At 71.8% G+C, this 23,476-nt stretch carries 19 protein-coding genes and 1 pseudogene; 8 read left to right on the top strand and 12 right to left on the bottom strand.

Annotation, left to right across the window (positions count from 1 at the left end):
* Positions 1 to 8: 8 nt before the first annotated feature.
* Both AC0AIB_RS23570 and AC0AIB_RS23565 read right to left on the bottom strand, forming a co-directional pair.
* The gene (locus AC0AIB_RS23570; protein ID WP_328340469.1) at positions 9 to 1,196 is read right to left on the bottom strand and encodes an ATP-grasp domain-containing protein; all 1,188 of its coding nucleotides are present in this window, start codon (positions 1,194 to 1,196) and stop codon (positions 9 to 11) included.
* A gap of 186 nt (positions 1,197 to 1,382) precedes the next feature.
* Entirely contained in the window at positions 1,383 to 2,723 is a 1,341-nt protein-coding gene (locus AC0AIB_RS23565) for an MFS transporter (protein ID WP_465097499.1), read from the bottom strand.
* A 159-nt stretch (positions 2,724 to 2,882) separates the two neighbouring features.
* On the opposite strand from AC0AIB_RS23565, the gene AC0AIB_RS23560 reads away from it, so the two are divergent.
* Positions 2,883 to 4,181 carry an ATP-grasp domain-containing protein gene (locus tag AC0AIB_RS23560; protein ID WP_328340473.1) on the top strand — a complete coding sequence of 433 codons (1,299 nt, stop codon included), beginning with the start codon at positions 2,883 to 2,885 and terminating at the stop codon, positions 4,179 to 4,181.
* Between the two features lie 3 nt (positions 4,182 to 4,184).
* Here AC0AIB_RS23560 and AC0AIB_RS23555 read toward each other — a convergent pair whose 3' ends face one another.
* From AC0AIB_RS23555 to AC0AIB_RS23535, 5 genes are all read right to left on the bottom strand, one after another.
* Complete coding sequence (locus AC0AIB_RS23555) at positions 4,185 to 5,438, bottom strand: glutamate mutase L (protein WP_328340475.1); 1,254 nt, start codon at positions 5,436 to 5,438, stop codon at positions 4,185 to 4,187.
* Positions 5,435 to 6,838: a hypothetical protein gene (locus tag AC0AIB_RS23550; RefSeq protein WP_328340477.1), complete on the bottom strand. Its 1,404-nt coding sequence runs from the start codon at positions 6,836 to 6,838 to the stop codon at positions 5,435 to 5,437. The genes AC0AIB_RS23555 and AC0AIB_RS23550 overlap by 4 nt, the downstream gene beginning before the upstream one ends.
* Complete coding sequence (gene glmS, locus AC0AIB_RS23545; protein WP_465097498.1) at positions 6,825 to 7,292, bottom strand: methylaspartate mutase subunit S; 468 nt, start codon at positions 7,290 to 7,292, stop codon at positions 6,825 to 6,827. The genes AC0AIB_RS23550 and glmS overlap by 14 nt, the downstream gene beginning before the upstream one ends.
* The gene (locus AC0AIB_RS23540; protein ID WP_465097497.1) at positions 7,292 to 8,320 is read right to left on the bottom strand and encodes a radical SAM protein; all 1,029 of its coding nucleotides are present in this window, start codon (positions 8,318 to 8,320) and stop codon (positions 7,292 to 7,294) included. The genes glmS and AC0AIB_RS23540 overlap by 1 nt, the downstream gene beginning before the upstream one ends.
* Positions 8,321 to 8,550: 230 nt before the next feature.
* The gene (locus AC0AIB_RS23535) at positions 8,551 to 9,504 is read right to left on the bottom strand and encodes an LLM class oxidoreductase (protein ID WP_328340483.1); all 954 of its coding nucleotides are present in this window, start codon (positions 9,502 to 9,504) and stop codon (positions 8,551 to 8,553) included.
* A gap of 265 nt (positions 9,505 to 9,769) precedes the next feature.
* Here AC0AIB_RS23535 and AC0AIB_RS23530 point away from each other — a divergent pair, with 265 nt between their 5' ends.
* Both AC0AIB_RS23530 and AC0AIB_RS23525 read left to right on the top strand, forming a co-directional pair.
* Complete coding sequence (locus tag AC0AIB_RS23530) at positions 9,770 to 10,600, top strand: formylglycine-generating enzyme family protein (protein WP_328340485.1); 831 nt, start codon at positions 9,770 to 9,772, stop codon at positions 10,598 to 10,600.
* Complete coding sequence (locus AC0AIB_RS23525; RefSeq protein WP_328340487.1) at positions 10,597 to 11,331, top strand: formylglycine-generating enzyme family protein; 735 nt, start codon at positions 10,597 to 10,599, stop codon at positions 11,329 to 11,331. The genes AC0AIB_RS23530 and AC0AIB_RS23525 overlap by 4 nt, the downstream gene beginning before the upstream one ends.
* On the opposite strand, the gene AC0AIB_RS23520 is transcribed toward AC0AIB_RS23525, so the two are convergent.
* Complete coding sequence (locus AC0AIB_RS23520; protein ID WP_328340489.1) at positions 11,303 to 12,589, bottom strand: type III PLP-dependent enzyme domain-containing protein; 1,287 nt, start codon at positions 12,587 to 12,589, stop codon at positions 11,303 to 11,305. The two genes, AC0AIB_RS23525 and AC0AIB_RS23520, sit on opposite strands and share 29 nt — an antisense overlap.
* Before the next feature lie 85 nt (positions 12,590 to 12,674).
* Between AC0AIB_RS23520 and AC0AIB_RS23515 the strand changes: the two genes are divergently transcribed.
* The 4 genes from AC0AIB_RS23515 to AC0AIB_RS23500 all read left to right on the top strand — a co-directional run bounded on the left by AC0AIB_RS23515 (position 12,675) and on the right by AC0AIB_RS23500 (position 19,405).
* Positions 12,675 to 12,956 (top strand): acyl carrier protein, encoded by a 282-nt coding sequence (locus AC0AIB_RS23515; protein ID WP_328340491.1) that lies wholly within the window; start codon positions 12,675 to 12,677, stop codon positions 12,954 to 12,956.
* 26 nt (positions 12,957 to 12,982) lie between these two features.
* Positions 12,983 to 14,353 carry a cytochrome P450 gene (locus AC0AIB_RS23510; protein WP_328340493.1) on the top strand — a complete coding sequence of 457 codons (1,371 nt, stop codon included), beginning with the start codon at positions 12,983 to 12,985 and terminating at the stop codon, positions 14,351 to 14,353.
* Between the two features lie 135 nt (positions 14,354 to 14,488).
* On the top strand, positions 14,489 to 18,115 hold the full coding sequence (gene metH / locus AC0AIB_RS23505) for a methionine synthase (RefSeq protein WP_328340495.1): 3,627 nt from the start codon (positions 14,489 to 14,491) through the stop codon (positions 18,113 to 18,115).
* 183 nt (positions 18,116 to 18,298) lie between these two features.
* Positions 18,299 to 19,405: a serine hydrolase domain-containing protein gene (locus AC0AIB_RS23500; protein ID WP_328340497.1), complete on the top strand. Its 1,107-nt coding sequence runs from the start codon at positions 18,299 to 18,301 to the stop codon at positions 19,403 to 19,405.
* An 81-nt stretch (positions 19,406 to 19,486) separates the two neighbouring features.
* On the opposite strand, the gene AC0AIB_RS23495 is transcribed toward AC0AIB_RS23500, so the two are convergent.
* Together AC0AIB_RS23495 and AC0AIB_RS23490 are read right to left on the bottom strand one after the other, a co-directional pair.
* Positions 19,487 to 20,161, bottom strand: coding sequence for a formylglycine-generating enzyme family protein (locus AC0AIB_RS23495; protein WP_465097496.1), 675 nt, complete (start codon positions 20,159 to 20,161; stop codon positions 19,487 to 19,489).
* A 127-nt stretch (positions 20,162 to 20,288) separates the two neighbouring features.
* Entirely contained in the window at positions 20,289 to 21,674 is a 1,386-nt protein-coding gene (locus AC0AIB_RS23490) for a glycoside hydrolase family 6 protein (RefSeq protein ID WP_465097495.1), read from the bottom strand.
* Positions 21,675 to 22,154: 480 nt separating this feature from the next.
* Between AC0AIB_RS23490 and AC0AIB_RS23485 the strand changes: the two are divergent.
* Positions 22,155 to 22,363, top strand: a pseudogene (locus AC0AIB_RS23485) (hypothetical protein); the annotation flags it as partial.
* Here AC0AIB_RS23485 and AC0AIB_RS23480 read toward each other — a convergent pair.
* Together AC0AIB_RS23480 and AC0AIB_RS23475 are read right to left on the bottom strand one after the other, a co-directional pair.
* Entirely contained in the window at positions 22,320 to 22,580 is a 261-nt protein-coding gene (locus AC0AIB_RS23480) for a superoxide dismutase (protein WP_328340503.1), read from the bottom strand. The pseudogene AC0AIB_RS23485 and the gene AC0AIB_RS23480 sit on opposite strands and share 44 nt — an antisense overlap.
* A gap of 5 nt (positions 22,581 to 22,585) precedes the next feature.
* Positions 22,586 to 23,200 carry a superoxide dismutase gene (locus AC0AIB_RS23475; RefSeq protein WP_328340505.1) on the bottom strand — a complete coding sequence of 205 codons (615 nt, stop codon included), beginning with the start codon at positions 23,198 to 23,200 and terminating at the stop codon, positions 22,586 to 22,588.
* Positions 23,201 to 23,476: the final 276 nt, after the last annotated feature.

The raw sequence follows: 23,476 nt of genomic DNA, 5'->3' as shown, positions 1-23,476 counted from the left end.
TTTACCGGTCAGGCCGGCCGGGTCCGGATGACGAAGCTCCGACGGGCCAGTTCGAGCCCGTCGTCGACCAGGGTCGGGTCGTCGGCCGAGAGGATGACGTAGGCACGCCGCTGTGCGGACGACACCACCGGGGCGAGGACGTCGCCGACCCCCGCCAACACGCCGGCGCGTCGCACCGCCGGGTGGGCCCGCACCTCGTCCAGCCCCTCGATCGCCGTGACGACGCCGGGTTCCGCGAGCGGGAAGTGCGCCGCGGCGTGGGCCACCCACCGCGGCGGTCGCTCCGGCAGCGGCATCGACATCGCCAGCCGGACGACCATCTCGAACCAGTCGATGCCGTACGTCAGGCCGAGCAGGTCCATCAGGTAGTCGCCGGGCATCCGGACGGCCACCTCCATCACCGTGGCACCGGCGTCGGCCAGCCGGAACTCCAGATGCACGATGCCGCTGCCCATGCCGAGCGCGGCCAGGACGGACCGGCCGAAGCCGTCGACGGCCGCGCGCGTCACGTCGTCGACCGGCGCAGCCGTCCGGTGACCGGTCTCGACGAAGTACGGGGGACCGGTCGTCGCCTTGGCCGTGACGGTGGAGAACCAGACGGCACCCTCGTGGACCAGCGCCTCCCAGCTGTACTCCGACCCTTCGACGGCCTGCTCCACCAGCAGCGGCGTCTCGCCGGCACGGCGGCGTACGACGTCGGTCCACCCGCGCTCGCCCGCCACCAGTTCGACGCCGACGCTGCCCGCCGACGACAACGACTTCACCACCACCGGGAAGCGGGCGCCCGCCCACTGCCCCGCGGCGTTGAGGTCGGTGGCGATGAGGTACTCGGGCTGCCGGATGCCGGCAGCGGCGAAACGGCCCCGTTGCAGCGCCTTGTTCCGCGACAGCACCGCCGCGCCCAGTGACGGGCCGGGCAACGAGAAGGTCTCCGCCACCAGGGCGGCCGCCAGCACCTGCGGCTCGGTGAAGGCGACGACTCCGTCGGGCGTCCGCGCGGCGGTCGCCGAGGCGGCGGCCGCCGCCCAGGCCTCGTCGCTGTCGCCACTGGTCACCGTCAGGTGATCGGGTTGCTCCGGCAGCGCGGCTGCGGCGGCGGCCGTCTCCACGACGTGCACGCTCAGGCCCAGCCGACGCGCCGCGGCCAGGTAGGGCCGGCCCATGAGGCCGACCCCGATCAGCAACAACTCTCCCAACCCGTCCTCCTCCGTCACTTCCGACCGGCGAACTCCGTCACTGCTGCCAGCAGCCCCCGACACTGCCCGTCGGCTGCCCCCGTCACTGCCCGTGGGCATCCTTCGTCACTGCCCGTGGGCATCCTTCGTCACTGCCCGTGGGCATCCTCCGTCCGGCGCCCGGCGGCGACGCTGTCGGCCCGCCGGTCACCCGGCCGGGGACAGACGGCGTCCCACGACGACCGGCACGAGCGCCCCGGCGACGGCGAGCACCGCCCCCAGACCCAGCCAGCCGACCGCCCCGGCGGGCAGGACGACCGAGGTGAGCAGTGCCGGACCCACGATCATCGCCCCGGTGGAGCCGAGACTGTAGAGCGACAGGTGGTAGCCGCGGCTGGCGTCGGGCGCATAGCCGTAGGACACGCCCCAGGCACCGACGGACTGGTAGATCTCGCCCACCGTCAGCGCCACGGTCGCCGCCAGGATCAGGGCCGCCGCCACGGCGGGCGCGCCCGAGCCGGTCACCGACACCAGCCCGCAGCACACGGCCAGGACGAGCCCGGCGTACACCTGGCGCGACGCGGCGGGTCGCAACCCGTCGACGCCCCGGCTCAGCCGCATCTGCAACGAGATCGCGAGCACGGTGTTGAGCACGACGACCGCGCCCACGAGTTCCACCGGCGCGTCCGTCCTGATCGTGATCCAGAGGGGCAGGCCGACGCTCAGGATCACGGCGTGCAGATAGAGCACGCCGTTGAGCAGAGCCAGCACGAGGAACCGGAGGCTGGGCCGGGTACGAAGCCCGGCCTGCTCCTGGTCGTCGGTCGGTGGCCGGACGACGGCCAGCCGGCCGCGCAACCGCAGCAGCAGAGCGCCGGAGACGAGGAAGGACACGGCGTCGAGGACGACGAGCGCCCGGTAGACGTCGCCGCCGCCCACGGCGATGGCGATCGTCGCGGAGGCCGCGCCGAGGACGAAGCCGATGTTGCGGACCAGCATCACCGCGGCCATGGTGCGTACCCGCGCCGCCGGGGCGACGAGCGAGCCGAGCAGGCTCTGCACGACCGGGCCTGCCGCCCACTCGCCGGCACCGGCGAGGCAGCACACCACGAGGAACCAGGGCAGGCTGTCCACCATCGGGTAGGCGAAGAACCAGGTCGCCCGCCAGAACTGGAGGGCCACCAGGACCGGTAGTGCGCCGTACCGGTCCGAGAGGCGGCCGACGGGCACCGAGCACAGGAAGCCGGTGACGGCGGCCAGGGACAGGCCCAGGCCGACCTGCGCCGCGGTGAGCCCGATGTCCCGGGTGAAGAACAGCGCCGACCCGGTGAGGAACATGCCGGTGCCCAGGGAGTCGATGAACGACACGGCCAGCATCCGCCGGACCGCCGTCCCGTCCGGTAGCCAGCCGACGGCGAGGCGGACCGCACGGCTGCGCATCCCGGCCGGAGCCGCCGGTCGGTCGTCGGCCCTCGGAGGGGCGTCGGTCGCCACTGCACCGGCGGACGGGTCGGGACCGGGAGTCTCGGGCGACCCGTCGTCGGCCATGCGCGGGATCCTCTCGCACGAGTCGAAACGGATAGGCACTCGGCGATTTTTCTATCACAGTTCGTTCCCGCATGGTCGCCCTGTGACACGGAGGCGACCGTCCGGGTGCCGGGCGCGTCGGGGTCGCCGATCGACCACGGCCACTGTTAGCCTGCACCGGTGAGCACCGCGTCGGCACTGCGCGCCAACTCCCGCTATCTCCTGGTGCTCGGTGCCACCATGGCATTGCGTGAACGCGCGATCGTGGCAGCCGTCCGGAGCTTCCCTGGGCCGGTCGTCACGATCGCACCGACCGCGGCCACCCGGGCCGGCAAGTTCTTCGACCACGTCGTCCGGGGCGTCAGCAGTGACCCGGTGGCGGCCCTGGAGGCGGTGCGCGACCTCGAGAAGGAGACCGGCTGCACCCCGGCCGCCGTGGTGCCGTTCATCGACGGTGTGCTCGTCGCCGGCCTGGCCCTCGCCGAGCACTACGGCGTGCCCTACCTCAGCAGGGACGCGGTCGTCACCTCCTCCATCAACAAGAACCTGATGAAGGACCGGCTCCTGGCCGCCGGCCTCGACACGCCGCGGTACCGCCAGGTGGACAGCGTGGACGAGGTCCACCAGGCCATCGCGCAGTTCGGCCTGCCGTGTGTCATCAAGCCGTCGGCGTTCGGCGGCAGTCTCGGGGTCCGGTTGATCCGGTCGGCCGCCGAGGTGCCCGAGGCGTACGGGTACGTCCGGACGATCATCGACCAGACCGCCGCGACGTTCACCGTCAAGAACCGGTCGATCCAGGTGGAGCAGTTCTGCACCCTGACCGACGAGGTCTCGGTCGAGGTGCTCAACCACCGTGACCGCCGGGTCGCGCTCGCCGTGGTCGACAAGTCGCTCGGGCCGGAGCCCTACTTCGCCGAGATCGGGCACCGGGTGCCGAGCCGCTACTCCGACCGCGCCGACGTACGGGAGCTGGCGATCGCCTCGTGCGCCGCGATCGGCCTGGACCGGGGGCTCGCCCACGTCGAGATCCGGCTGGAGGACGGCCGGGATCCGCAGATCATCGAGGTGGGTGCGCGCACCGCCGGCGACGGCATCCTCGACCTCGTCGAACGCGCCCTCGGGATCTCACCGTACGAGCTGCACGTGCGCTCCTACCTGGACCAGCTCGACGAGCTGCCGCTGCCCGGGCCGGCTGTCGGAGTGGCGGCCATCGCCACCCTGAAGGCGCGTCCGGGGCGGATGACCCGCATCGCCACGCCCACGACGGTGCCTCCCGCGGTGTCGAGTTACGAGGTCTTCGCCACCCCCGGTCACGTCTCCGCCGCCGTGTCGGCGAACTACCTGACCCGCGAGGGGTACGTCGAGTGCTTCTGGCCGGACGCCACCCCTGAGTCGGTGCCGCCCCGCGCCCACCTGGACGTGGCCGACCAGTTGTCCGCCCAGCTCTTCGAGGTGACGGACGAGCCCGCCGACGCCTGAGGGTCAGCAGGGCGCCGGGCTCCGTGCCGGCACGTCCTGGAGGCCGTACGCCCACAGCAGGTAGCGGTGGTCGACCACCACGGCGCGCGGCGGTTCCACCCGGCCGGCGGCGGCCTCCACGACCCGGCGGATCTGCGCCGTCGACGCACCGCAGCGGGCACCGCCGGTGACGACGACGCTGGCCGCCCGACCGACGTCCACGAGGTGTGGGCCGTCCGGTGCCGCGAGCCGGCGCAGGGCCAGGAAGACGCAGCACAGGAAGCCCACCGGAGGCTTGAGCGCCGCCTGACGACCGGCGCACAGGTCGTGGTAGAGACCGCGGGACCGCTCCGGTGCCACCGCCCGGACCAGGTCGAACAGGTCCGGATCGGCGGCGAGTCGGCCCAGCAGGGCGGGCCCGGAGGCGACGACACCGAGGTCGGTGAAGACATGCCGGACGACGGAGCTGTCCGGCCCGGTGCCGCGCGCCGGATGCGCCCGGCGCAGCTCGGTGCAGGCGAAGGCGTCGGTGGTCGCGCCGCCCACGTCGATCAGGACGAACGGTGCGGTCACGCCGGGGAGAAGGAGACCTCGTCGACTCATCCGCTCCGCCGCCAGCCCGACGACTGCCGGGGTGGGCCAGATGGGCGTCTCGGTGACGTCGGCCAGCGCGCCCAGACCCTTGCGACCGACGAGATCACTCGTGTAGATGTCTCGGACCAGCTCGGTGAGCCCACCGGGACGCGGTCGGAGGTGACGGTCGAGGACGTTGCTGGCGCTGCGGTGCGGCGGCAGCAGGGCGGTGACCTCGGGAGCGTCCACTCCGGCCCAGACCAGGATCTCGTGCGGATGGTCCGCGAGCCGCGCGCCGGCCAGCGCGGCGCGCAACCGGTGGTGGTCCCCGCCGTCGACCCCGCCGGTGAGGATCAGGACGTCCACCGGCGGGGCGGGCGGGCCGGACAGGTCGGTGAGCACGCGTTCGTAACGGACGTTCCCGCCCGCGGCGACCGCCGCCCGGGCCGCCGCCGCCACGCTGTGCCGCCCGGAGAGTCCTAGTACGCCGACGAGAACTCCCCCGCTGGCCGAGCTGCACACCCGCACGCCGGTCACCGCGTCCGTCAGCCGTCGGGCGGCGATCTCGACGACCTGGTCGCCGGGGCTGATGCCGGGAAGTCGAGGGATCCGCTGCACCGCCGAGAAGCGGTCGGCCCGCCACCTGGTGCACACCTTCACCACGGTGCTGCCCACGTCGACGAGCAGCGTTCCGGTGGAGGTCACGCGAGGATCCGCACGTCGCGCAGCAGGCGTTCCCAGAGCGGGCTCCGGTCGTCGTGACGCGTGCCCAGCAGCTCGCGCTCGCGGCGGAGGTGGCTGCTGGAGAGCGGTACCGCACCGGGCGACAGGATGCGGATCCTCCGCCCCGGTCCACGGTCGGTGAGCAGCCGCCCGGCGTTCTGCTCGTGGGGCGCGAACGGCACGTCGAGGACCCCCGAGACGACGCACCGGTGCACCGCCGCGAGCAGGGATCCGGTCGCCTGCTGGAGCACGTGCTCCATCACCTCGGTGACCTCGCCGTCGATCAGGTCGTCCTCCTCGTCGATGACCTCGCTCGACAGCGCGGCGGTGCCGGGGAACATGTCGAGCACGTACCGGACGGCACGGACCGCAGCGGCGTTGGTCTCGACGCGGGGAATGCCGATCGCCTCCTCCGGCGTCTTGACCACCACCTTGTCGGCCCCCACCAGGCGGCTCAGCGCGGCCGAGACGGCGATGAGCTGCCAGGCCAGGGACGGCTCTGTGGGGAAGGCACCCATCCACTGGTGGTAGACGAGGCCGACCCGCACGTCGGGGCGGCCGGCGCGGGCCAGGAGCCGGGCGGCGTGCCGGCGCAGTACCCGGGCGATGGCGACGTCCTGTTCGAAGCTGCCGGTCTGGCCGAAGCTGACCGCGAACGACCGGACGCCCTGTTCGGCGGCGAGGAGCAACTCGCAGAGCTGGACCACGACGGTCGTCACCGGCGGCACCAGGGTCGCCGTCAGCGGACCGAACGACTCCCGGTGGATCGGCGCGTCCGCGGGCCCGACCAGGGCGCAGAGGCGGTCCACGTACTGCCAGTGCACGAGGGCCCGGTCGACCGGGTAGCTCTTGGCGTAGGGCAGGGAGTAACACAGCCCGCCGCCCTCGATCTCGGTGATGCCGGAGGCCAGGGCCACCTCGGCGAGCAGCCGGGCGTCGGGAGTGCCGTGGCGCAGACTCACCGGGACGTCGACGCCCTCGTACAGGTCACGGGTACGGGCGAAGCCGTGACTGACCAACGGATACCCGTTCAGCAGGTCGTGCCCCTCGGCGTGACCGGCCTCCAGCAGCTTGCCGGCGGTGGCGTAGTCGTTGTGCCGGGTGTAGCTGTCGATCGTCAGCGGGATGAAGTCCGCGCCCGCCCGGTGCAGCGCCACGGTCAGTGCGCGCTGCTGGTCCCAGCCGGGGAAACCGCCCCGGGGCTGGATGTACGGCCGGTCCCGCTCCCGCTGGTAGGCGACCGAGGCGAAGCGGCTGCGGGGCAGTGACTCCAGATAGCGGCGGGCGGTCGACAGGTCGAGCTCGGTCGAGCCGCCGGCCCGGATGACCTGCGCCCGCTCGTCGTCGAGGTCGCCCAGGCAGGGGTCGTCAGGATCGGACATCGACGAGGTCCCGCTTCAGCGCGTCGAACACCGGCCGGAAGCTCGACGGCCGGTGGAACACCCGGTGGAAGCCGAAGCCGGTGAAGAGCCGTTCCACCTCGGCGGAGGGGCGGTCCCCCACCACGAGGTTCCCGCCGGCGTAGAGGAGGACGTCGGCCAGGCCGACGGCGGCGAAGTGGGCGCCGAAGCCCCCGCAGGCGCCCTCACCCTCGCCGTTGATCGAGGCGACCAGCACTGCGCGGGCGCCCGTCTCCCACGCCGCGTCGGCGAAGTCCACGATGTCGTTGCTGGTGCCCAGGTTGTACGGGCGGAATCCCTCCTCGGCCAGCCCGATGGTCAGGATGCGGTTGGCCACGACGTGGATGTCGTGGCCGACGACGCCGAGCACGACGCCCGGTCCGGACGCGTCGTGCAGGATGTCCGGACCGGCCACCGACCCCGTCGACGCGTCCACTACTCCGACGCGGACCTGACGGCGAGCGTCGGCATCCCGAGCAGCGCCACCCCACCCGGGTTGGCCGTCTTCTGCCCCGGCTTGTCGAAGTGCCGGAAGCAGGAGAAGGTCTGGTCCTCGTGCTTGCTCTGCACGAACGCCTTCAGCTTGGGGCTCTCCTCGTACATGGCGAGCATGTCGGTCTCGAAGACGTTGCCGATCACGTCCGGGTTGCCCAGCTCGCAGATCATGACGTCGCCGTTGGAGTGGAGGTGGAGCTGCGCCTTGCCCTCGATACAGCTGGCGTAGATCACCCCCGGGTCGCGGAGCAGCGGCTGCAGCCGCTTCCACCCGTCACTGCCCGGCCGGAGGTAGGCCGACAGGCAGCTGAAGAAGAGGGTCGTCCGCGGATCCCGCTGCTCGACGAGGTTGGCGATCGCCGTGCAGACCCGGTCGGCGTCGAGGGTGTTCGCGTACCCCTGGTGGACGCTCGGGATCTCCATCTGGATCTCGTGCTTCCGGACGCCCAGCTCCGCCGCGAAGCGGTGCACCTCGGCCATCCGCGACTCGGTCTCGTCGAAGAGGATCGTCTCGACCACGGTGTCGATCGAGGACGAGGCGACCGACCGGCCGATCGCCGTGACGATCTTGCCGAACATCTTCTCGGTGACGCCGTAGAACGCGGAGTGGCTGGCCGCGTCGGTGTGGTTGAGCGAGAAGTGCAGGACGCTCAGCCCGGCCGCCTCGAGACGCTGGAACTTCTCCTCGGTGAGCACGGTGCCGTTGGAGTTGATCTGCGTCTCGATGCCCTTGCTCGTGCAGTACCGGACGATGCCCTCGCAGATGTCGAACTCGAGCAGCACCTCGCCGCCCGACAGCTTGACGCGCTGGAGATCGGGCAGCGTGTCGATCACGTTCGCCACGTCCTCGACGGAGAGGATCTTCCGCTCGAGAAGGTCGTACGCACCGCAGTAGTCGCAGCGGAAGTTGCACCGCGACGTCACACCGATCTCGATTGCCCGCAGGGCGCCCCCGCCCACGCGATCCATTTCCAGAGACTTGAATGTCACTTTCGCTCCCCTGCAGCGAGATATCCGGGCGGCGACGTGCCGCCGAGATCGGAAAATTGCGCCTCGGTGCGATTCGGTCGCGCTGGCCAGGACGGCAACGCCCCCACTCAACCTCGAAAAAGATTAACTCTCATCACTTCCCGCAGGCAAGGCCATGTCGGGAACCCGTCGTACCACCGCTATCGAAACGCCCGGGAAACAGCGAATCGTCATCCTGCGGCGAAAACTCCACCGATGTGCCCGAATTCTGCGGGATCTGGAGGTAGGTCGATAATGATGTCGGTAATGCCGAGGTCGTGACACGACCGCAGCCAGTCGGCGACACCCGCCACGGATCCGACCAGTTTCGGCGCGTCGATCCCCCGCATCGGCGCGCCGTACCACAGCCGCTCGTCGTGGACCTCCCGCGCCTCGGCGAGGGCGTAGCTGGCGGTGTGCTCGCTGGAGACGACCTGCGACATGAACATCCTGCCGGCCACCTCCTGACGCCGGTCCGGCGCGTACCACCGGGTGGTGGCCGCCCAGGCCTGCTCGTCGGTCTCCCGCACCACCAGACCGACGAGCATGGCGACCCGGTCGACGCCCTGCTCCGCCCGGACCCGGGCGACGTCCCCGGCCAGGGTGGCCCGGGGCCGGGCCATCATCAGGACAGCGTCGACCGGCACCACCCCGGCGGTCGACGACGAGGGCGTCACCAGCAGGGGGGCGCACGGCCCCTCGGCGTACCGCCCACGGTCCAGGCCGGCCCGGAGCTCCACGGCGAACTCCGCGAGCCGACGCCGGGCCGCGACCTTGTCCGGCTCGGCGGCGCGTGCCGTCCGGGTCGCTCCGGCCACGATGTTGACGTGCGTCGGCCGTCCGAACCGGTATTCCAGGTCGGCCACCCGCCGCGCCACCGACTCCGCGCTCTCCTGGTGCGGCCGGACCGCCACCACCGGTTGGAGCGTCGGCGAGCAGGCCAGCAGGTCGAAGGCGACCAGCCAGGGATCCATCGCGGCCGGGAAGTCGTAGACGAAGGCGCCGACCACGCCGGCCCGCTCGGCGGCGCGCGCGTACCCGACCAACCGCTCCAGGTACGACCGGGTGGGCAGTCGTCGCCCGATGCCGAAGCTCTCGGAGTGCGGCGGGACGATGAAACTCAGCGACGTCGGCCAGTCAGCCACCCGGCCGAGTGTGCCGGACGTGGCAGACCCCGACAAGGCCGCTGTCCACCATGCGTCAGGCACCCCGCCGGACCCCGCCCCCGACCCGGACGGGATCGACCGACATGAGCAGGACAACCGGGGCGCGGGACGGATCTCCGACCCCGGCCGACAGGCTCCGGACGCGTTGCCGAGCGACCTCGGTCGGCGCTACCGTCCATCCGGTAGCACCGTGATCCCGTCCCGAACCGTTCCCCACGCACGGCTCACCGACCGAGGTGCCATCATGCTCACCGATCTGCGGAACTTCTCGATGACGGCCTTTCCCGCCCGGCGGCTGGTGGTCGGTTCCGCCACGCTGACCGCTCGGGAGCACCCGCCGCACGAGATCCACCTCGACGCGTACGACCTGGGTGACAGGTGCGTCAGCGCGGCCGACTTCCACGCCTTCCTGCGCGACCGCCCCGGCGACGTGAGCCACCTGGACGTCGACTGCATCGACCCGTGCTTCGTCGTGCACCGTCCCGGTGGCTTCGAGCTCCGGCCGGGCTGCGCCGACTTCCCCATGATCCAGATCAGCTACTGGGGTGCGGCGGCCTACTGCAACTGGCTGTCCCGCCAGGAAGGCCGACGCCCGGTGTACGACCTGCCCGTCCGCGGGGTCGACCCCGACGCCGACGGCTACCGGCTGCCCACCGAGGCGGAGTGGGAGGCCGCCTGCCGGGACGGCCACCCCGAGGAGACCGTGGCACCGGGCGACGCCGCCAACACCTCCGACGCCGGCCCCGCCTGCCGACGGCTGCGGGCGGGGGAGAGCCGCGCCGGCAACTTCCTGCCGGGACAGCCCGCGCCGGTCCCGGTGGCGGGCCTGCCCGCCGACGCCGCGGGCCTGTACGGGATGCTCGGCAACGTCCGGGAGTGGTGCCACGACCGTTACGGCCCCTACGGTCCCGAGCCCCGACGCAACCCGACCGGAGTCACCAAGGGCTCGTTCCGGGTGGTGCGGGGCGGGTCCTTCGTCGACCCGGCGGCGGACGTCGGCCCGGCGAGCCGGATGGCGGCGTACGAGGACACGAAGTGCGAGGTCTACGGGTTCCGGGTGGCCCGGTCGCGATGACGGAGGAGAGGTCCGGCACCATCGCCGCCGCCGTCACGCCGACGTTCGTCGACGTGCCGCCCCCGGCCCCGTTACGCCCCGACGAGGCGACGCCCGTCGCCGGTTTCCGCCTGGCCGCGACGCCCACCACCGTCGGGCAGTACTGGCACTACCTCGTCGACCTGGGGCTGGACCGGTCCCCCGCACCGTTCCTGCACGGCCTTCCCGCCACCCCCGGCACGGGTCTGCGCAGCACACCGGCCGGCACCGTGGAGATCGACCCGGACCTGGGCGACCTGCCGGCCACCTGGGTCACCTGGCACGGGGCGACCGCCTACTGCCGGTGGCTCGCCGGCCGGACGGGCGTGCCGTGCCGGCTACCCGACGCCGCCGAGTGGCGGCACGCCGCCGCCGGGCCCGCCGGCTTCCGCTGGGCGCTCGGCAACGACTTCGACCGGCCGGTGTACGCCCCCGCGGCGACCGGTCCACGGCCGGTCGGCCGTACCCCCGCCAACGGCTTCGGTCTACACGACATGACCGGAAACGTCTTCGAGTGGTGCCAGGATGCGCTGGACGCCCCCGACGGCCCGGAGGCGGGGAACCCCGGCTCACGTGTCATCAAGGGCGGGGCCTACACCGTCCGCAACCCGGAGAGTTTCGACAACGCCACCGTGTTCACCGCCGACGAGCTGAGCGCGGTGCCGTACATCGGCTTCCGGGTGCTCAGCTCCCCCGCACCGACCCGGCGCTGAGCGGCACGCCCAGCGCGACCGGCAGGTGGCCGCTCGCCAGCGTCCACGCCTCGACCACGTCGTCGCCGTCGACCACCACCTCCACCGCGGGGGGCCGGGAGAGGAACGCCGACAGCGCGGCGGTCGTCGCGTACGCGCCGACGTTCTCGACGCAGAGCAGGTCGCCGACGCGCGGGGCGGCGACCGTGGAGTTGACGGCGAGCCGGTCGAGCGGCGTGCAGAGCGGCCCGACGACGTCCACCGTGGTCGTCGCACCGTCCGGGTTCGACAGGTTGCGCAACCGGGTGCTCGGACGCAGCACCCGGCCCAGCCCGGACATGCCGCCCAGCACGTTCACCCCGGCGTCGACCACCAGCACGGTGCTCCCGCCCCGCTCCTTGACGTCCCGCACGGTGGTGAGCAGCCGTCCCGCCGCCGCGACCAGGCCACGACCGGACTCGAACCAGATCTCGGCACCGGTGGACGTCAACGGGGCAAGCACCGGGGGCAGGCCCACGGTGAGCGGGGTCAGGTCCGGCCCCTCGCCGGGTGCCGCGTACGGCCAGGGGAAGCCCCCGCCGACGTCGACCACGCGGGGCTGCACGCCGGACGCCGCGGAGATCTCCCCCACCACGTCCACGACGTGCGCGAACGCGGCGAGCAGGTCGTCGGGCGTGGGCAGCTGGGAGCCCAGGTAGCAGTGGAAGCCGAGGACCTCGACCCCCGCGCCCGGTCGCCGGCAGAAGTCGACCGCCTCGTCCGGCAGGAATCCGAACTGCCGACCGTCCGCCATGGACAGGCCGGCCGCCGGACGGCTCGGCGGCTGGACCCGGACCACGACCGGGAGGGGATCGGCCGGACCGGGCCGTACGGCCTCGCGGAGCCGGGCCACCTCCACCGCCGACTCGCAGGACAGGACGGCTCCGGCGGCCACCGCCGCCCGGAGCTCGGCGATCGACTTGCCCGGGCCGGTGTAGAGCAGCCGGCCTGGTGGTGCCCCGGTGCCCAGCGCCACGGAGAGCTCGCCGAGAGAGGAGACCTCACTGCCGCAGCCTGCGGCCTGGAGGGCGGCGACGACCGGTGGGAGCGGGTTGGCCTTGAGCGAGTAGAGCAGGAGCGCGTCGGCCGGCAGCACCCGCCGCAGTTCCTCGGCCCGTCGGCGCAGCACGGCCCGGTCGTGCACGAGCAGCGGGGTCGACAGTTCGGCCGCGAGGTGCCGCAAAGCCGACTCCGATGAATGGTCGATCGACGGTCGCAGGTCTTCCAGCGGCTCGCTCACGTGCGTTACTGTAGCCGGGAGTTCATGAGCCGCGACGGCTGATTTCAGGCAGTTCGGCCGGTTTTCCCGGGCGACGAGCGAGAAAATGCAGGAGCTCATGGGCGACGTGCAGGCGACGGAGACGGCAGTCCGCGACAGGCTTCAGGCGGTGCTCGCCAATCATTTGCGAAAAATCCCCGAGGGCACCGACTGGACCAGCGTCCCCCTACCAGATCTTGGCCTCGATTCACTGTCGGCAATCGATCTGGTGATCGATATCGAGGAGACCTTCGGCGCGGAGTTCCCCGCCAATCTTCTCGTCCGCGAGACATTCGCGACTTTCGCTGCTCTTGAAGCGGTGGTCACCGCGATGGTGCGGTCGGCGTAACGGAAGCACGGAGAGGAGCGGGGAGCGTGGCCGTCTCGACCGAGCATCGACGGCGGCGTCTGCCGGGGCCGAGCGGGCCGGGTCACCTGCGGTACGTCCGCGGCCTGCTGGGGCGCCCCTACGACGCCCTGCTCGACCTGCACCAGCGCTACGGGCCGGTGTGCGCCTTCGGGTTCGGTCCGCAGCGCTACGTGCTGCTCTTCGGCGCCGAGGCCAATCAACTGCTGCTGACCGACAATCCGGCCCGGCCCCGGTTCCTCTCCCGGGACGTGCTCAGTCTGCTGATCCCGGTGGTCGGCGCGCGCGCCATGGTGGTCAGCGACGGAGAGGACCACCGGCGGCGACGTGCCCTGGTGCGGCCCGCGTTCGTCCGCCGACGGATCGAGGGCTACGTCCCGGTGATGGTCGACGAGATCCATCGCATGATCGGGAGCTGGCAGGTGGGCGGCACGGTCGACGCCTTCGACGCCGTACGCTCCTGCATCCGGCGGATCGCGATCCGGTCGCTCTTCGGTGACCGGCTCCAGGCCCACACCGACCAGATCGGCCGGGAACTCGAGACGGCGCTGCGATACATCAACCGTTCGCCGTTCCTCCGGTTCGACCACGACCTGCCCGGCACCGCGTACCGCCGGGCGATGGCCGCCCGGGGTCGGGTCGACGAGCTGGTCCGGGCGGAGGTCGCCAAGCGCCGCGCCGAGCCCGAGGACCGGGGCGACGTCCTCGACGCGCTGCTCGCCGCCTCCGCCGACGACGGCGACCACCTCGCCGACCTGGAGATCCGCGACCAGGTGATCAGCCTGATCGCCTCCGGGTACGACTCCAGCAGTTCCGCCGCGGGCTGGGCGGTGTACGCCCTGCTCAGCCATCCCGAGGTGTACGACCGGGTGCGCGCCGAGGTGGGCCGGGTCGCCGGCGACGAGCCGCTGACGGCCGCCCTGCTGGGCGACCTGACCTACGTGGGCTGGACGGTGTCGGAGATCCTGCGTCTCTACACTCCCGGCGTGCTGACCGGGCGCTCCACGATCACCGACGTCGAGTTCGCCGGTGAGCTGATCCCCGCCGGCAGCAAGGTCCTCTATTCCCAGTACGTGACCCACCGGTTACCCCGGCACTGGGCCGACCCGTTGACCTTCCGTCCCGAAAGATGGAATCGTGACGCGCCTGACCATCGGGAGCCCGACCCGTTCAGCTTCGTTCCCTTCGGTGGCGGTTACCGCAAGTGCATCGGCTGGGCGTTCGCTGAGCTGGAGTTACGGGCACTGATCGCGGAACTCGCCCGCTGTACGCAGTTGTCGCTCGCCGGGCCACCGGTCGAGCCCACCGGCGTGGCCACCATGTGGCCCCGGGGAGGCGTACCGGTCACGGTGCGGAGCGTAGAATGCGCCAGAGGCTGATGCCGCTGCCCCGTTCGGGGCCCCCCGGGGCCTGACCCGGTTCGCGCCCGTCCCGTGCCAGCCGGGCAGGCGGCGGTGCCTCTCGCCGATGGGCCCGACCCCATCTGCGGAGTCTGCGACCAACCGAGGTGTCGAATGAGTCAGTCGTCCGTCCGTGACAGCGTTACCCCGGCCCTTCGCGACCTGATGTCCCAGCGGGTCCTCGTGCTGGACGGTGCCTGGGGCACGATGCTCCAGGACGCCGGGCTCACCGCTGCCGACTACCGGGGCGACCTGCTGACCGATCACCCGCGGGACGTCACGGGCGACCCGGACCTGCTGAACCTGACCCGGCCGGACGTGGTGCTGGACGGGCACCGCCGGTACCTCGCCGCAGGGGCCGACATCACCAGCACCAACACGTTCACCGCGACCCGGATCAGCCAGGCCGACTACGGTCTGGAGGATTACGTCCGTGAGATGAACCTGCGCGCCGCGCAGTTGGCCCGGCAGGCGGCGGACGAGGTCGGCGGCCGGTTCGTGGCCGGCTCGGTGGGACCGATGAACGTGACCCTGTCGCTGTCCCCACGGGTCGACGACCCCGCCTACCGGGCGGTCTCCTTCGAGCAGGTCAAGGACGCCTACGCGGAGCAGATCGCCGCGCTCGCCGAGGGTGGCGTCGACCTGCTGTTGATCGAGACCATCTTCGACACGCTCAACGCCAAGGCGGCGCTCGCCGCGGCCCGCGAGGTGGCGCCGCACCTGCCCCTGTGGATCTCGGTCACCATCGTCGACCTGAGCGGGCGGACGCTGTCGGGCCAGACGGTGGAGGCGTTCTGGCGGTCGATCGAACACGCCGAGCCGCTGGTGGTGGGGGTCAACTGCTCGCTGGGCGCCGCGGAGATGCGGCCGCACGTGGCGGAGCTGGCCCGGTTCGCCGACACCTTCGTCGCCTGCCACCCCAACGCCGGCCTGCCGAACGCGTTCGGCGGGTACGACCAGACCCCGGAGCAGACCGCCGAGTTGCTCGGCGAGTTCGCCCGGTCCGGCATGGTGAACATCGTCGGCGGCTGCTGCGGCACCTCGCCGGCACACATCTCGGCGGTCGCCGAGGTCGTCGAGGGGCTCACCCCCCGCAAGCCGGCCACGAGCGCACCGGCCACCCGGTTCAGCGGCCTGGAGCCGTTCGTGGTCGGGCCGGACACCGGGTTCGTGATGATCGGGGAACGGACGAACGTCACCGGGTCGGCCCGGTTCCGGCGGCTGATCGAGGCCGACGACTACCAGGGCGCGGTGGCCGTGGCCCTGGAGCAGGTACGCGGCGGGGCGAACCTGCTCGACGTCAACATGGACGCCGATCTGCTCGACAGCGAGCAGGCGATGACGACCTTCCTCAACCTGATCGCCACCGAGCCCGAGGTGGCCCGGATCCCGATCATGATCGACAGCTCCCGGTGGAGTGTGCTGGCCGCCGGCCTCACCTGCGTGCAGGGCAAGGGGGTGGTCAACTCGATCAGCCTCAAGGAGGGTCCGGAGGCCTTCCTCAGGCAGGCCCGGTTCATCCGGGAGCACGGCGCCGGCGTGGTGGTGATGGCCTTCGACGAGCAGGGGCAGGCGGACACCGCCGAACGCAAGGTCGAGATCTGCGGCCGGGCGTACGACCTACTGGTGAGCGAGGTGGGGACCGCGCCGGAGGACATCATCTTCGACCCGAACGTGCTGGCGGTCGCCACCGGCATCGCCGAGCACAACGGGTACGCGAAGGCGTTCCTCGACGCGCTTCCGTTGATCAAGCAGCGCTGCCCGGGTGCGCGGATCAGCGGCGGCATCTCGAACCTGTCGTTCGCGTTCCGGGGCAACGACGTGGTCCGCGAGGCGATGCACTCGGCGTTCCTCTTCTACGCCGTCCGCGCCGGGCTCGACATGGGCATCGTCAACGCCGGTCAGCTCGCGGTCTACGAGAACATTCCGGCCGACCTGCTCACCATGGTCGAGGACGTGCTGTTCGACCGCCGTCCCGACGCCACCGACCGGCTGGTCTCCTTCGCGGCCACGGTCAGCGGGTCCGGTGCCCGACGCGAGGTGGACCTCGGCTGGCGGGACGCTCCGGTGGCCGACCGGCTGGAGCACGCGCTCGTGCACGGCATCGTCGACTTCGTCGAGGCCGACACCGACGAGGCGTTGCAGGCGCTGGGCCGGCCGCTCGACGTCATCGAGGGCCCGCTGATGGACGGGATGCGGACGGTCGGCGACCTGTTCGGATCGGGCAAGATGTTCCTCCCCCAGGTGGTCAAGAGCGCCCGGGTGATGAAGCGGGCCGTGGCCTTCCTGGAGCCGCACCTGCAGCGTGAACGCGAGCAGGCCGAGCGCGAGGGGCGGGTCTCCGCCGGGCACAGTCGGGGCAGGGTGGTGCTCGCCACGGTCAAAGGCGACGTCCACGACATCGGCAAGAACATCGTCGGTGTCGTGCTGGGCTGCAACAACTACGACGTGATCGACCTCGGGGTGATGGTGCCCGCCGCGAAGATCCTGGACACCGCCGTGGCGGAGGGTGCCGCCGTGGTGGGCCTGTCCGGGCTGATCACCCCGTCGCTCGACGAGATGGTCACCGTCGCCGCCGAGATGCAGCGTCGTGGCCTTCGGCTTCCGCTGCTGATCGGCGGGGCCACCACGTCCCGGCAACACACCGCGGTCCGGATCGCCCCGGCGTACGACGCCACGACCCTGCACGTGCTGGACGCGTCGCGGGTGATCGGGGTGGTGTCGAACCTGCTCGACCCGGTCCGCGCCGGGCAGCTCGCAGCGACCAACGCCACCGAACAGGAGCGGCTGCGCGAGCAGCACGCCGCCCGCCGCCAGCCACTGCTGAGCCTGGCGCGGGCCCGGGAGAACCGGGAGCAGGTGCCCTTCGACGATCTGCCGGTGCCCGCGTTCACCGGCGTGCGCACCGTCGAGCCGGACCTCGACACGCTGCGCGCGATGATCGACTGGCAGTTCCTCTTCCTCGCCTGGGAGGTCAAGGGCAAGTTCCCGGCGATCCTGGAGCAGCCGGTGGCGCGGGAGCTCTACGACGACGCCAACGCCCTGCTCGACCAGATCACCGCAGCCGGGTCACTGCAGGCCCGGGGCTGCTACGGCTTCTGGCCGGCCCACACGGAGGGCGACGACATCGTCCTCGACGACCCCGCCGTACGGCTGCCCATGCTGCGCCAGCAGACGGTGAAGCCGACCGGTCGCGCCAACCGCTGCCTCGCCGACTACGTCGCGCCGGCCGGCGACCACCTCGGCGGCTTCGCCGTCGCCATCCACGGCGCCGAGGAACTGGCCACCCGCTACGAGAAGGACAACGACGACTACCGCGCCATCATGGTCAAGGCGGTCGCCGACCGGCTCGCCGAGGCGTTCGCCGAGCACATCCATCTGCGTGCCCGGCGGGACTGGTTCGAGCCCGACGCGGATCCGCTCCTCGAGGACCTGCACGCCGAGCGGTTCCGGGGCATCCGGCCCGCGCTGGGCTACCCGGCCAGCCCGGACCACAGCGAGAAGCGGGACCTGTTCCGGCTCCTCGACGCCGAAGCCCTCGGGATCGAGCTGACCGAGTCCTACGCCATGACCCCGGCCGCCAGCGTCAGCGGGCTGATCTTCGCGCATCCCGGGTCGCGGTACTTCACAGTGGGCCGCATCGACCGGGACCAGGTCGACGACTACGCGGCCCGGCGTGGCGTCGACCGTGCCGAGGTCGAGCGCTGGCTCCGACCGAACCTCGCCTACGAGCCGGAGTGAACCGCCAGGACGGTTTCGGCAACGACGCCGATCATCGTCCGATCATCGACACGGGGTACACCGTGATCGATGGCGGACCTACTGTGGACCTCAACCGGTGGGCTGTCGACGTCTAGACTGGGGCATCCGGTCACGTCGATGTCCACACGTCGACCACAGCCTCCCGTCCGGAAGGAAACCGCCGTGTCCGACGACACGCTCCAGTCGTTTCCCCACCTCCGCACGCTGTTCGACAAGGAGATCGCCGACGGCGTCGAGACCGGTGTCCAGTTGTCGATCTCGCACGCCGGCGTCCGCCACGACATCGCCGTCGGCGACGACGGGCTGGGCTCGCCGCTCACCCCGGACACGTGGGTGCCCTGGACCTGCTCGTCGAAGCCGCTCGGCGCGCTGGCCTTCGCCCGTGCCTGGGAGAGCGGCCTGCTCGGCCTCGACGACCGGGTCGCCGCGCACCTTCCCGAGTACGGCGAGGGCGGCAAGGACGCCGTCCGGGTGCGGGACCTGCTGACCCACACCACGGGTGTGCCGGACCCCCTGCTCATGCTCGACACGGACGGCCAGGAGCTGCCGGACTGGGATCAGGCGCAGGCGTTGGTCTGGATGGTGGTCTGCGCCGCCGAGACTCAGCAGCGGCCGGGCACGTCGATGAGCTACAACCCGATCACGAACTGGTTCGTGCTGGACCGGCTGCTCACCACCATCGACGGGACCGCCCCGGGGGACAGCTACCGGTCCATGTTCTCGTTGCTCGGCATCTCGGCGACCCTCGGGCTCGACGGGGACGTGGCGCCGCCGGTCGCGCCGGTCGCCTCGCCGGAGGAGGCCGTCGGGCTGGAGAAGATGGTCATGGCGGCCCGGCTGCCGCTGCCCGGCACGGGGGTCTGGGGCAGCATGCGCGACCTGCGGTGCGTCGGCGAGGCGCTGCTCACCGGCCGGGCCGCCGACGGCACCGAGGTCGCCCGGCGGGCCACCATCGAGGCGTTGACGGCGACGCACTGGCCCGGCACGGTCCGCAGCGCCCTCTCGGACACCGACTTCGCGTACGGTCTGGGGTTCATGACCCTGCCCCATCTGCTGGGTCGCGCCTGCTCGTTCCGCGCCTACGGCCACGCCGGCGGCAACACCTCCAGCCTGGTGGTGGATCCGGACGCCGAGCTCGTGATGGCCATGTACTGGAACGGGCGGCTGGCCGACGTACCGACGGTCACCCGCCGGCACGCCCTGGTCGAGGCCGTCTACGCCGACCTGGAAATCCACCGGCCTGCGGTCCAGTCACCGCAGGGCGCCTGACCCCGACGGTCGTCGGGGCCAGGCGCCGCGGAGGGTGTCCTTCCGGTGCACTCACCGGCCGGGCAGGGCGTGGCGGTGGCCTCAGCGGCCGACGGACCGGGCGACGCGGAACCCCACGTCGTCGATGCGCAGACTCGGGTGGCTGCGCCGACGGACGGACGCCCGGCAACTCCACTGCTCGTCGAACCAGCCACCACCGCGCAGCACCCGGTAGCTGCCGTAGACCTCGGCGTCGTAGACGTCCCAGCACCAGTTCCAGACGTTGCCGAGCATGTCGTGAAGGCCCCACACGTTGGGCAGTTTGCCGCCCACCTCGTGGAGGCGTTCGCCGGAGTTGCCGCGGTACCAGGCGATGTCGTCGAGCGGGCCGTAGCGCGGGCCGGCGGTTCCGGCGCGGCACGCGTACTCCCACTCCGCCTCGGTCGGCAACCGGTAGCCGTCGGCGGCGGTGTCCCAGCCGGCATGCTCGTCGGCGGCGCGCAGGCGGTAGGCCGGGGTCAGGCCGTCGCGTGCCGACAGCGCGTTGCAGAACTCGGCGGCGTCCCACCACGACACGCTCTCCACGGGCAGCGAGTCGCCGGTGGCGACGCTCGGCCACCGGCCGGTGACCTCGGCGTAGCACCGTTGGGTCACCGGACAGGCGGCGATCTCGTACGCCCCGAGGCCCACCTCCCAGGAACGCTGGGTCCGGCGGTCCGACAGCGTGACCTGGCCGGCGGGAATCCGGACCATCTCGGTGTACGGCCCATCGCTCATGATCGGACGATCGTACCCGGGACACCCGCCACCGGTACGGGGCTCTGCCACGGCATCGTCCGGTAACGCGGGACGGGCCCGGCGCGGAGAGTGGTCCTCCGCGCCGGGCCCGTCCCGCCGGTCGGGGTCAGCCCGCGCAGGTGGCGGTCGCGCCGGGGCCGGTCCCGGTGCCCTGGAAGCCGAAGTTGGTCGACTGCCCGGCACCGACCTGGCCGTTGTAGCTCACGTTGGTGAACCGGACGGTGCCGCTGTTGCCGCTGGACTGTGCGCTCCAGGCGCTGGTGACGGCGGCGCCGCCGGGCAGCGTGATGGTCACGGTCCAGCCGTTGAGGGCGGTGGCGCCGGCGGTGACCGTCACGCTCGCGGTGAAGCCACCGGACCACTGGTTGACCGTCACCGACGCGGAGCAGCCGTTACCCGCCGGCGGCGGCGTGGTGGGCGGAGCCGTGGTCGGCGGAGCGGTCGTCGGCGGGGCCGTGGTCGGGGGAGCCGTGGTCGGGGGAGCCGTGGTAGGCGGCGTGGTGGTGGGCGGGTTGGGCGCGCCATTGGCCAGGCTGAAGGCCAGGTCCGGCTGGAACGACCCGGCCGTGTAGCGGCAGCCGTCCGCCTCCCCCGGCGGCTTCACCCAGAGGTACGCGTCGATGTTGTTGTCGTTGGTGTTGGTCGTCGGGTACATCCCGATGCGCCGGTCGGTGTTGTCGTCGCCGCACCAGTCCCCGCTGGCACCGCCGTTGCGGCTGGTGTCGATGACCTGGCGCTTGCCCGAGATGCCCATGCCGTTGAGAGCGGAGATGACCGCCCGGCCGAAGTTCGCCTCACTGGAGGTGGGGTTGAAGTTCGACACGTTGCTGAAGAAGCCGTCGGCGTACTGCACGCCGGCCGCCCGGAGCCGGTTGGCGGTCTCGTTGGCGCTGTTCCAGGTGGAGTGGCCGGCGTCGAGGTAGACCTTGGCGTTGGGGTTGGCCGACTTGAGAGTCCGGGTGGCCGTCGAGATCGCCTGGTTGCGGGCGTTGATCTCGTTGCTGTTCAGGCAGGTCAGCAGGGCGAGGGAGTCGGTCTCCAGGATGATGATGACGGTCCGGTTGCCCAGCCCCCGGGAGAAGTTGGACACCCAGGTCTGGTACTGGTTGAGGTCCGGCGCTCCACCGGCGCTGGCCCCGCCGCAGTCCCGGTTGGTGATCTGGTAGATCGCCAGCACCGGAATCTGCTGCGCCGCGTTGGCGGCGCCGATGAACTCGGCGGCCTCGGCCTGCGCGGTCGACAGGTTGAAGTTGGCGAACCAGCGGGCCTGCGGCTGACTCGCGATCTTGTCGCGGATGGCGGCGGCACGCGAGTCGCCGGGGTTCGCGGCGACCCAACGGACGACCGCCGAACTCGGGTCTCGGTAGAGCGGGCCGGAGATGGTGCCGGCGGAAGCGCCGCCGGCGGCGAAGCAGACGGCGGCAGCGGTGGCGCCCGCGACGGCGGCCACACTGGCGGCCACCGATCTGCGACGCCGGGAGAGGATAGCCACGTCGTGTTTCCTCCTCATCACATAGATGTGTCTGAGTTCATGGGAGCGTTTCCATGGACGGTAGCCGAGGCACACGCTGCTGCCAAGGTGTGTGGACTTGTCGATAGGCAGGGGACGTTTCCGCTGCACTCCCGTTGGCCTCCGACCCGAAGCAGCGGATGCCTGCCGATCTCCCTCTGCGGCACGACGGCTGATCCCGCACGAGCAGCCGCCCGACCACCGACCTGCCGGCCGCCCCCTGATCCCGGCGGGGTCGAAGGCCCCCGGCCGGCCGCCGGATGCTCGCGGTCCTCACCCACCTGCTGCACCGGCCCGGCCCGGTAGCGGCCCGGCGTCGCGCCGAGGGTCCGCCCCCGGCCCCAGCCATGATCAAATTGCCGGAATGCAGACGACACCCCGGGAGAGTGCAACTGATCGCAATGCGATCTTGAAGCTTCCTTGGCAAGTTTCCGAGGTGCTGGTCGCCACCCGGCCCAGCGGTTCCGGGTGATCCGCGTGCTCGACTGGCCACCTGCGACGGCTGGATCCGGCTCGACGGCCACCGGCTCGACGCCGAGGGGAACGCGGTGGCCCGCCGATCGATCTTCGTACAACCGGCGGGACTGGTCGTCCCACGACGAACCGCCCCGGCGCGACCGGGGCGGTTCAGGGGGCGGGCGGTGGCGACGGGTCGGCCACGAGCAGGGTGAGCTGCCGTACCAGGTCGTCCAGGGATTCGCCGGTGTGCGCCCGGACCAGCCCGAGGGCGAGGTCGGCGAGCAGGTAGAAGCCGAGGGTGCGGGCCGCTTCGGAGTCGAAGGAGGCCAGCAGCGTCTCCGCGCCGGCGAGGTCACCGCGACGGCGCGCGGCGATGACCCCGGCGGCGCGTTGGACGAGGTCGGCGGCGACCGGGACCGGACCGGTCACGCCGGTCAGCGCTTCGGCGGCTGGGCGCGGGCGGCGTCGAAGCGGGCGGTGACGTCGGCCCAGTCGACCAGACCCCACAGCCGGTCGACGTAGTCCGGACGGACGTTGCGGTACTGCAGGTAGTAGGCGTGCTCCCAGGCGTCGAAGACCAGCAGCGGCGTCGAGCCCTGCCCGACGTTGCCATGGTGGTCGTAGACCTGCTCCACGATCAGCCGCCGCCCCAGCGGCTCCCAGGCCAGCACTCCCCAGCCGGAACCCTGCACGCTCTTGGTCGCCGCCGACAACTGCCCGGCGAAGCCCTCGAACGCGCCGAAGTGCTCGTCGATCGCCGCCGCCAGTTCCCCGTCGGGGCGACCACCGCCGTCCGGGGAGAGGTTGTTCCAGAAGATCGAGTGCAGCACGTGCCCGGACAGGTTGAACGCGAACGTCTTCTCCAGCCCGACCAAGGCCGCGAAGTCACCCTTGTCGCGGGCCTCGGCGAGCTGCTCGACGGCGTCGTTGCTGCCCTTCACGTACGCCGCATGGTGCTTGCCGTGGTGCAGCTCCAGGATCTCGCCGGACATGGCCGGCTCCAGCGCCCCGTAGTCGTACGGCAGGTCGGGCAGCGAGTAGAGGCCCACAGCAACTCCTCGGAATCGTCGGTCGGTGGCGGGGCGGGGCGGACACCCGGGCGAGGTCGGATCATCGCGCGCCCGGACGCCCGCCACTGCTGCCACTATTCCGCAGTTGCCATATCTTGGCAATAAGGCCCGACGCGGATGGGCCTGCACAGGTCGCCTCGGCTCCCGGTGCTCCGCCGCCACGAGGGACACCGGCGCGAACGGCGCACCGGGACCGGCAGCGGACCGGGAGGTGGGTAGACAGCGTCGTGGGGGGGGGGGGGGGGGGGGGGGGGG

The sequence above is a fragment of the Micromonospora sp. DSM 43699 genome, from assembly GCF_055517075.1.
The sequence above is the reverse complement of the archived record's forward strand: the minus strand, read 5'-3'. Positions and strand labels throughout refer to the sequence as shown.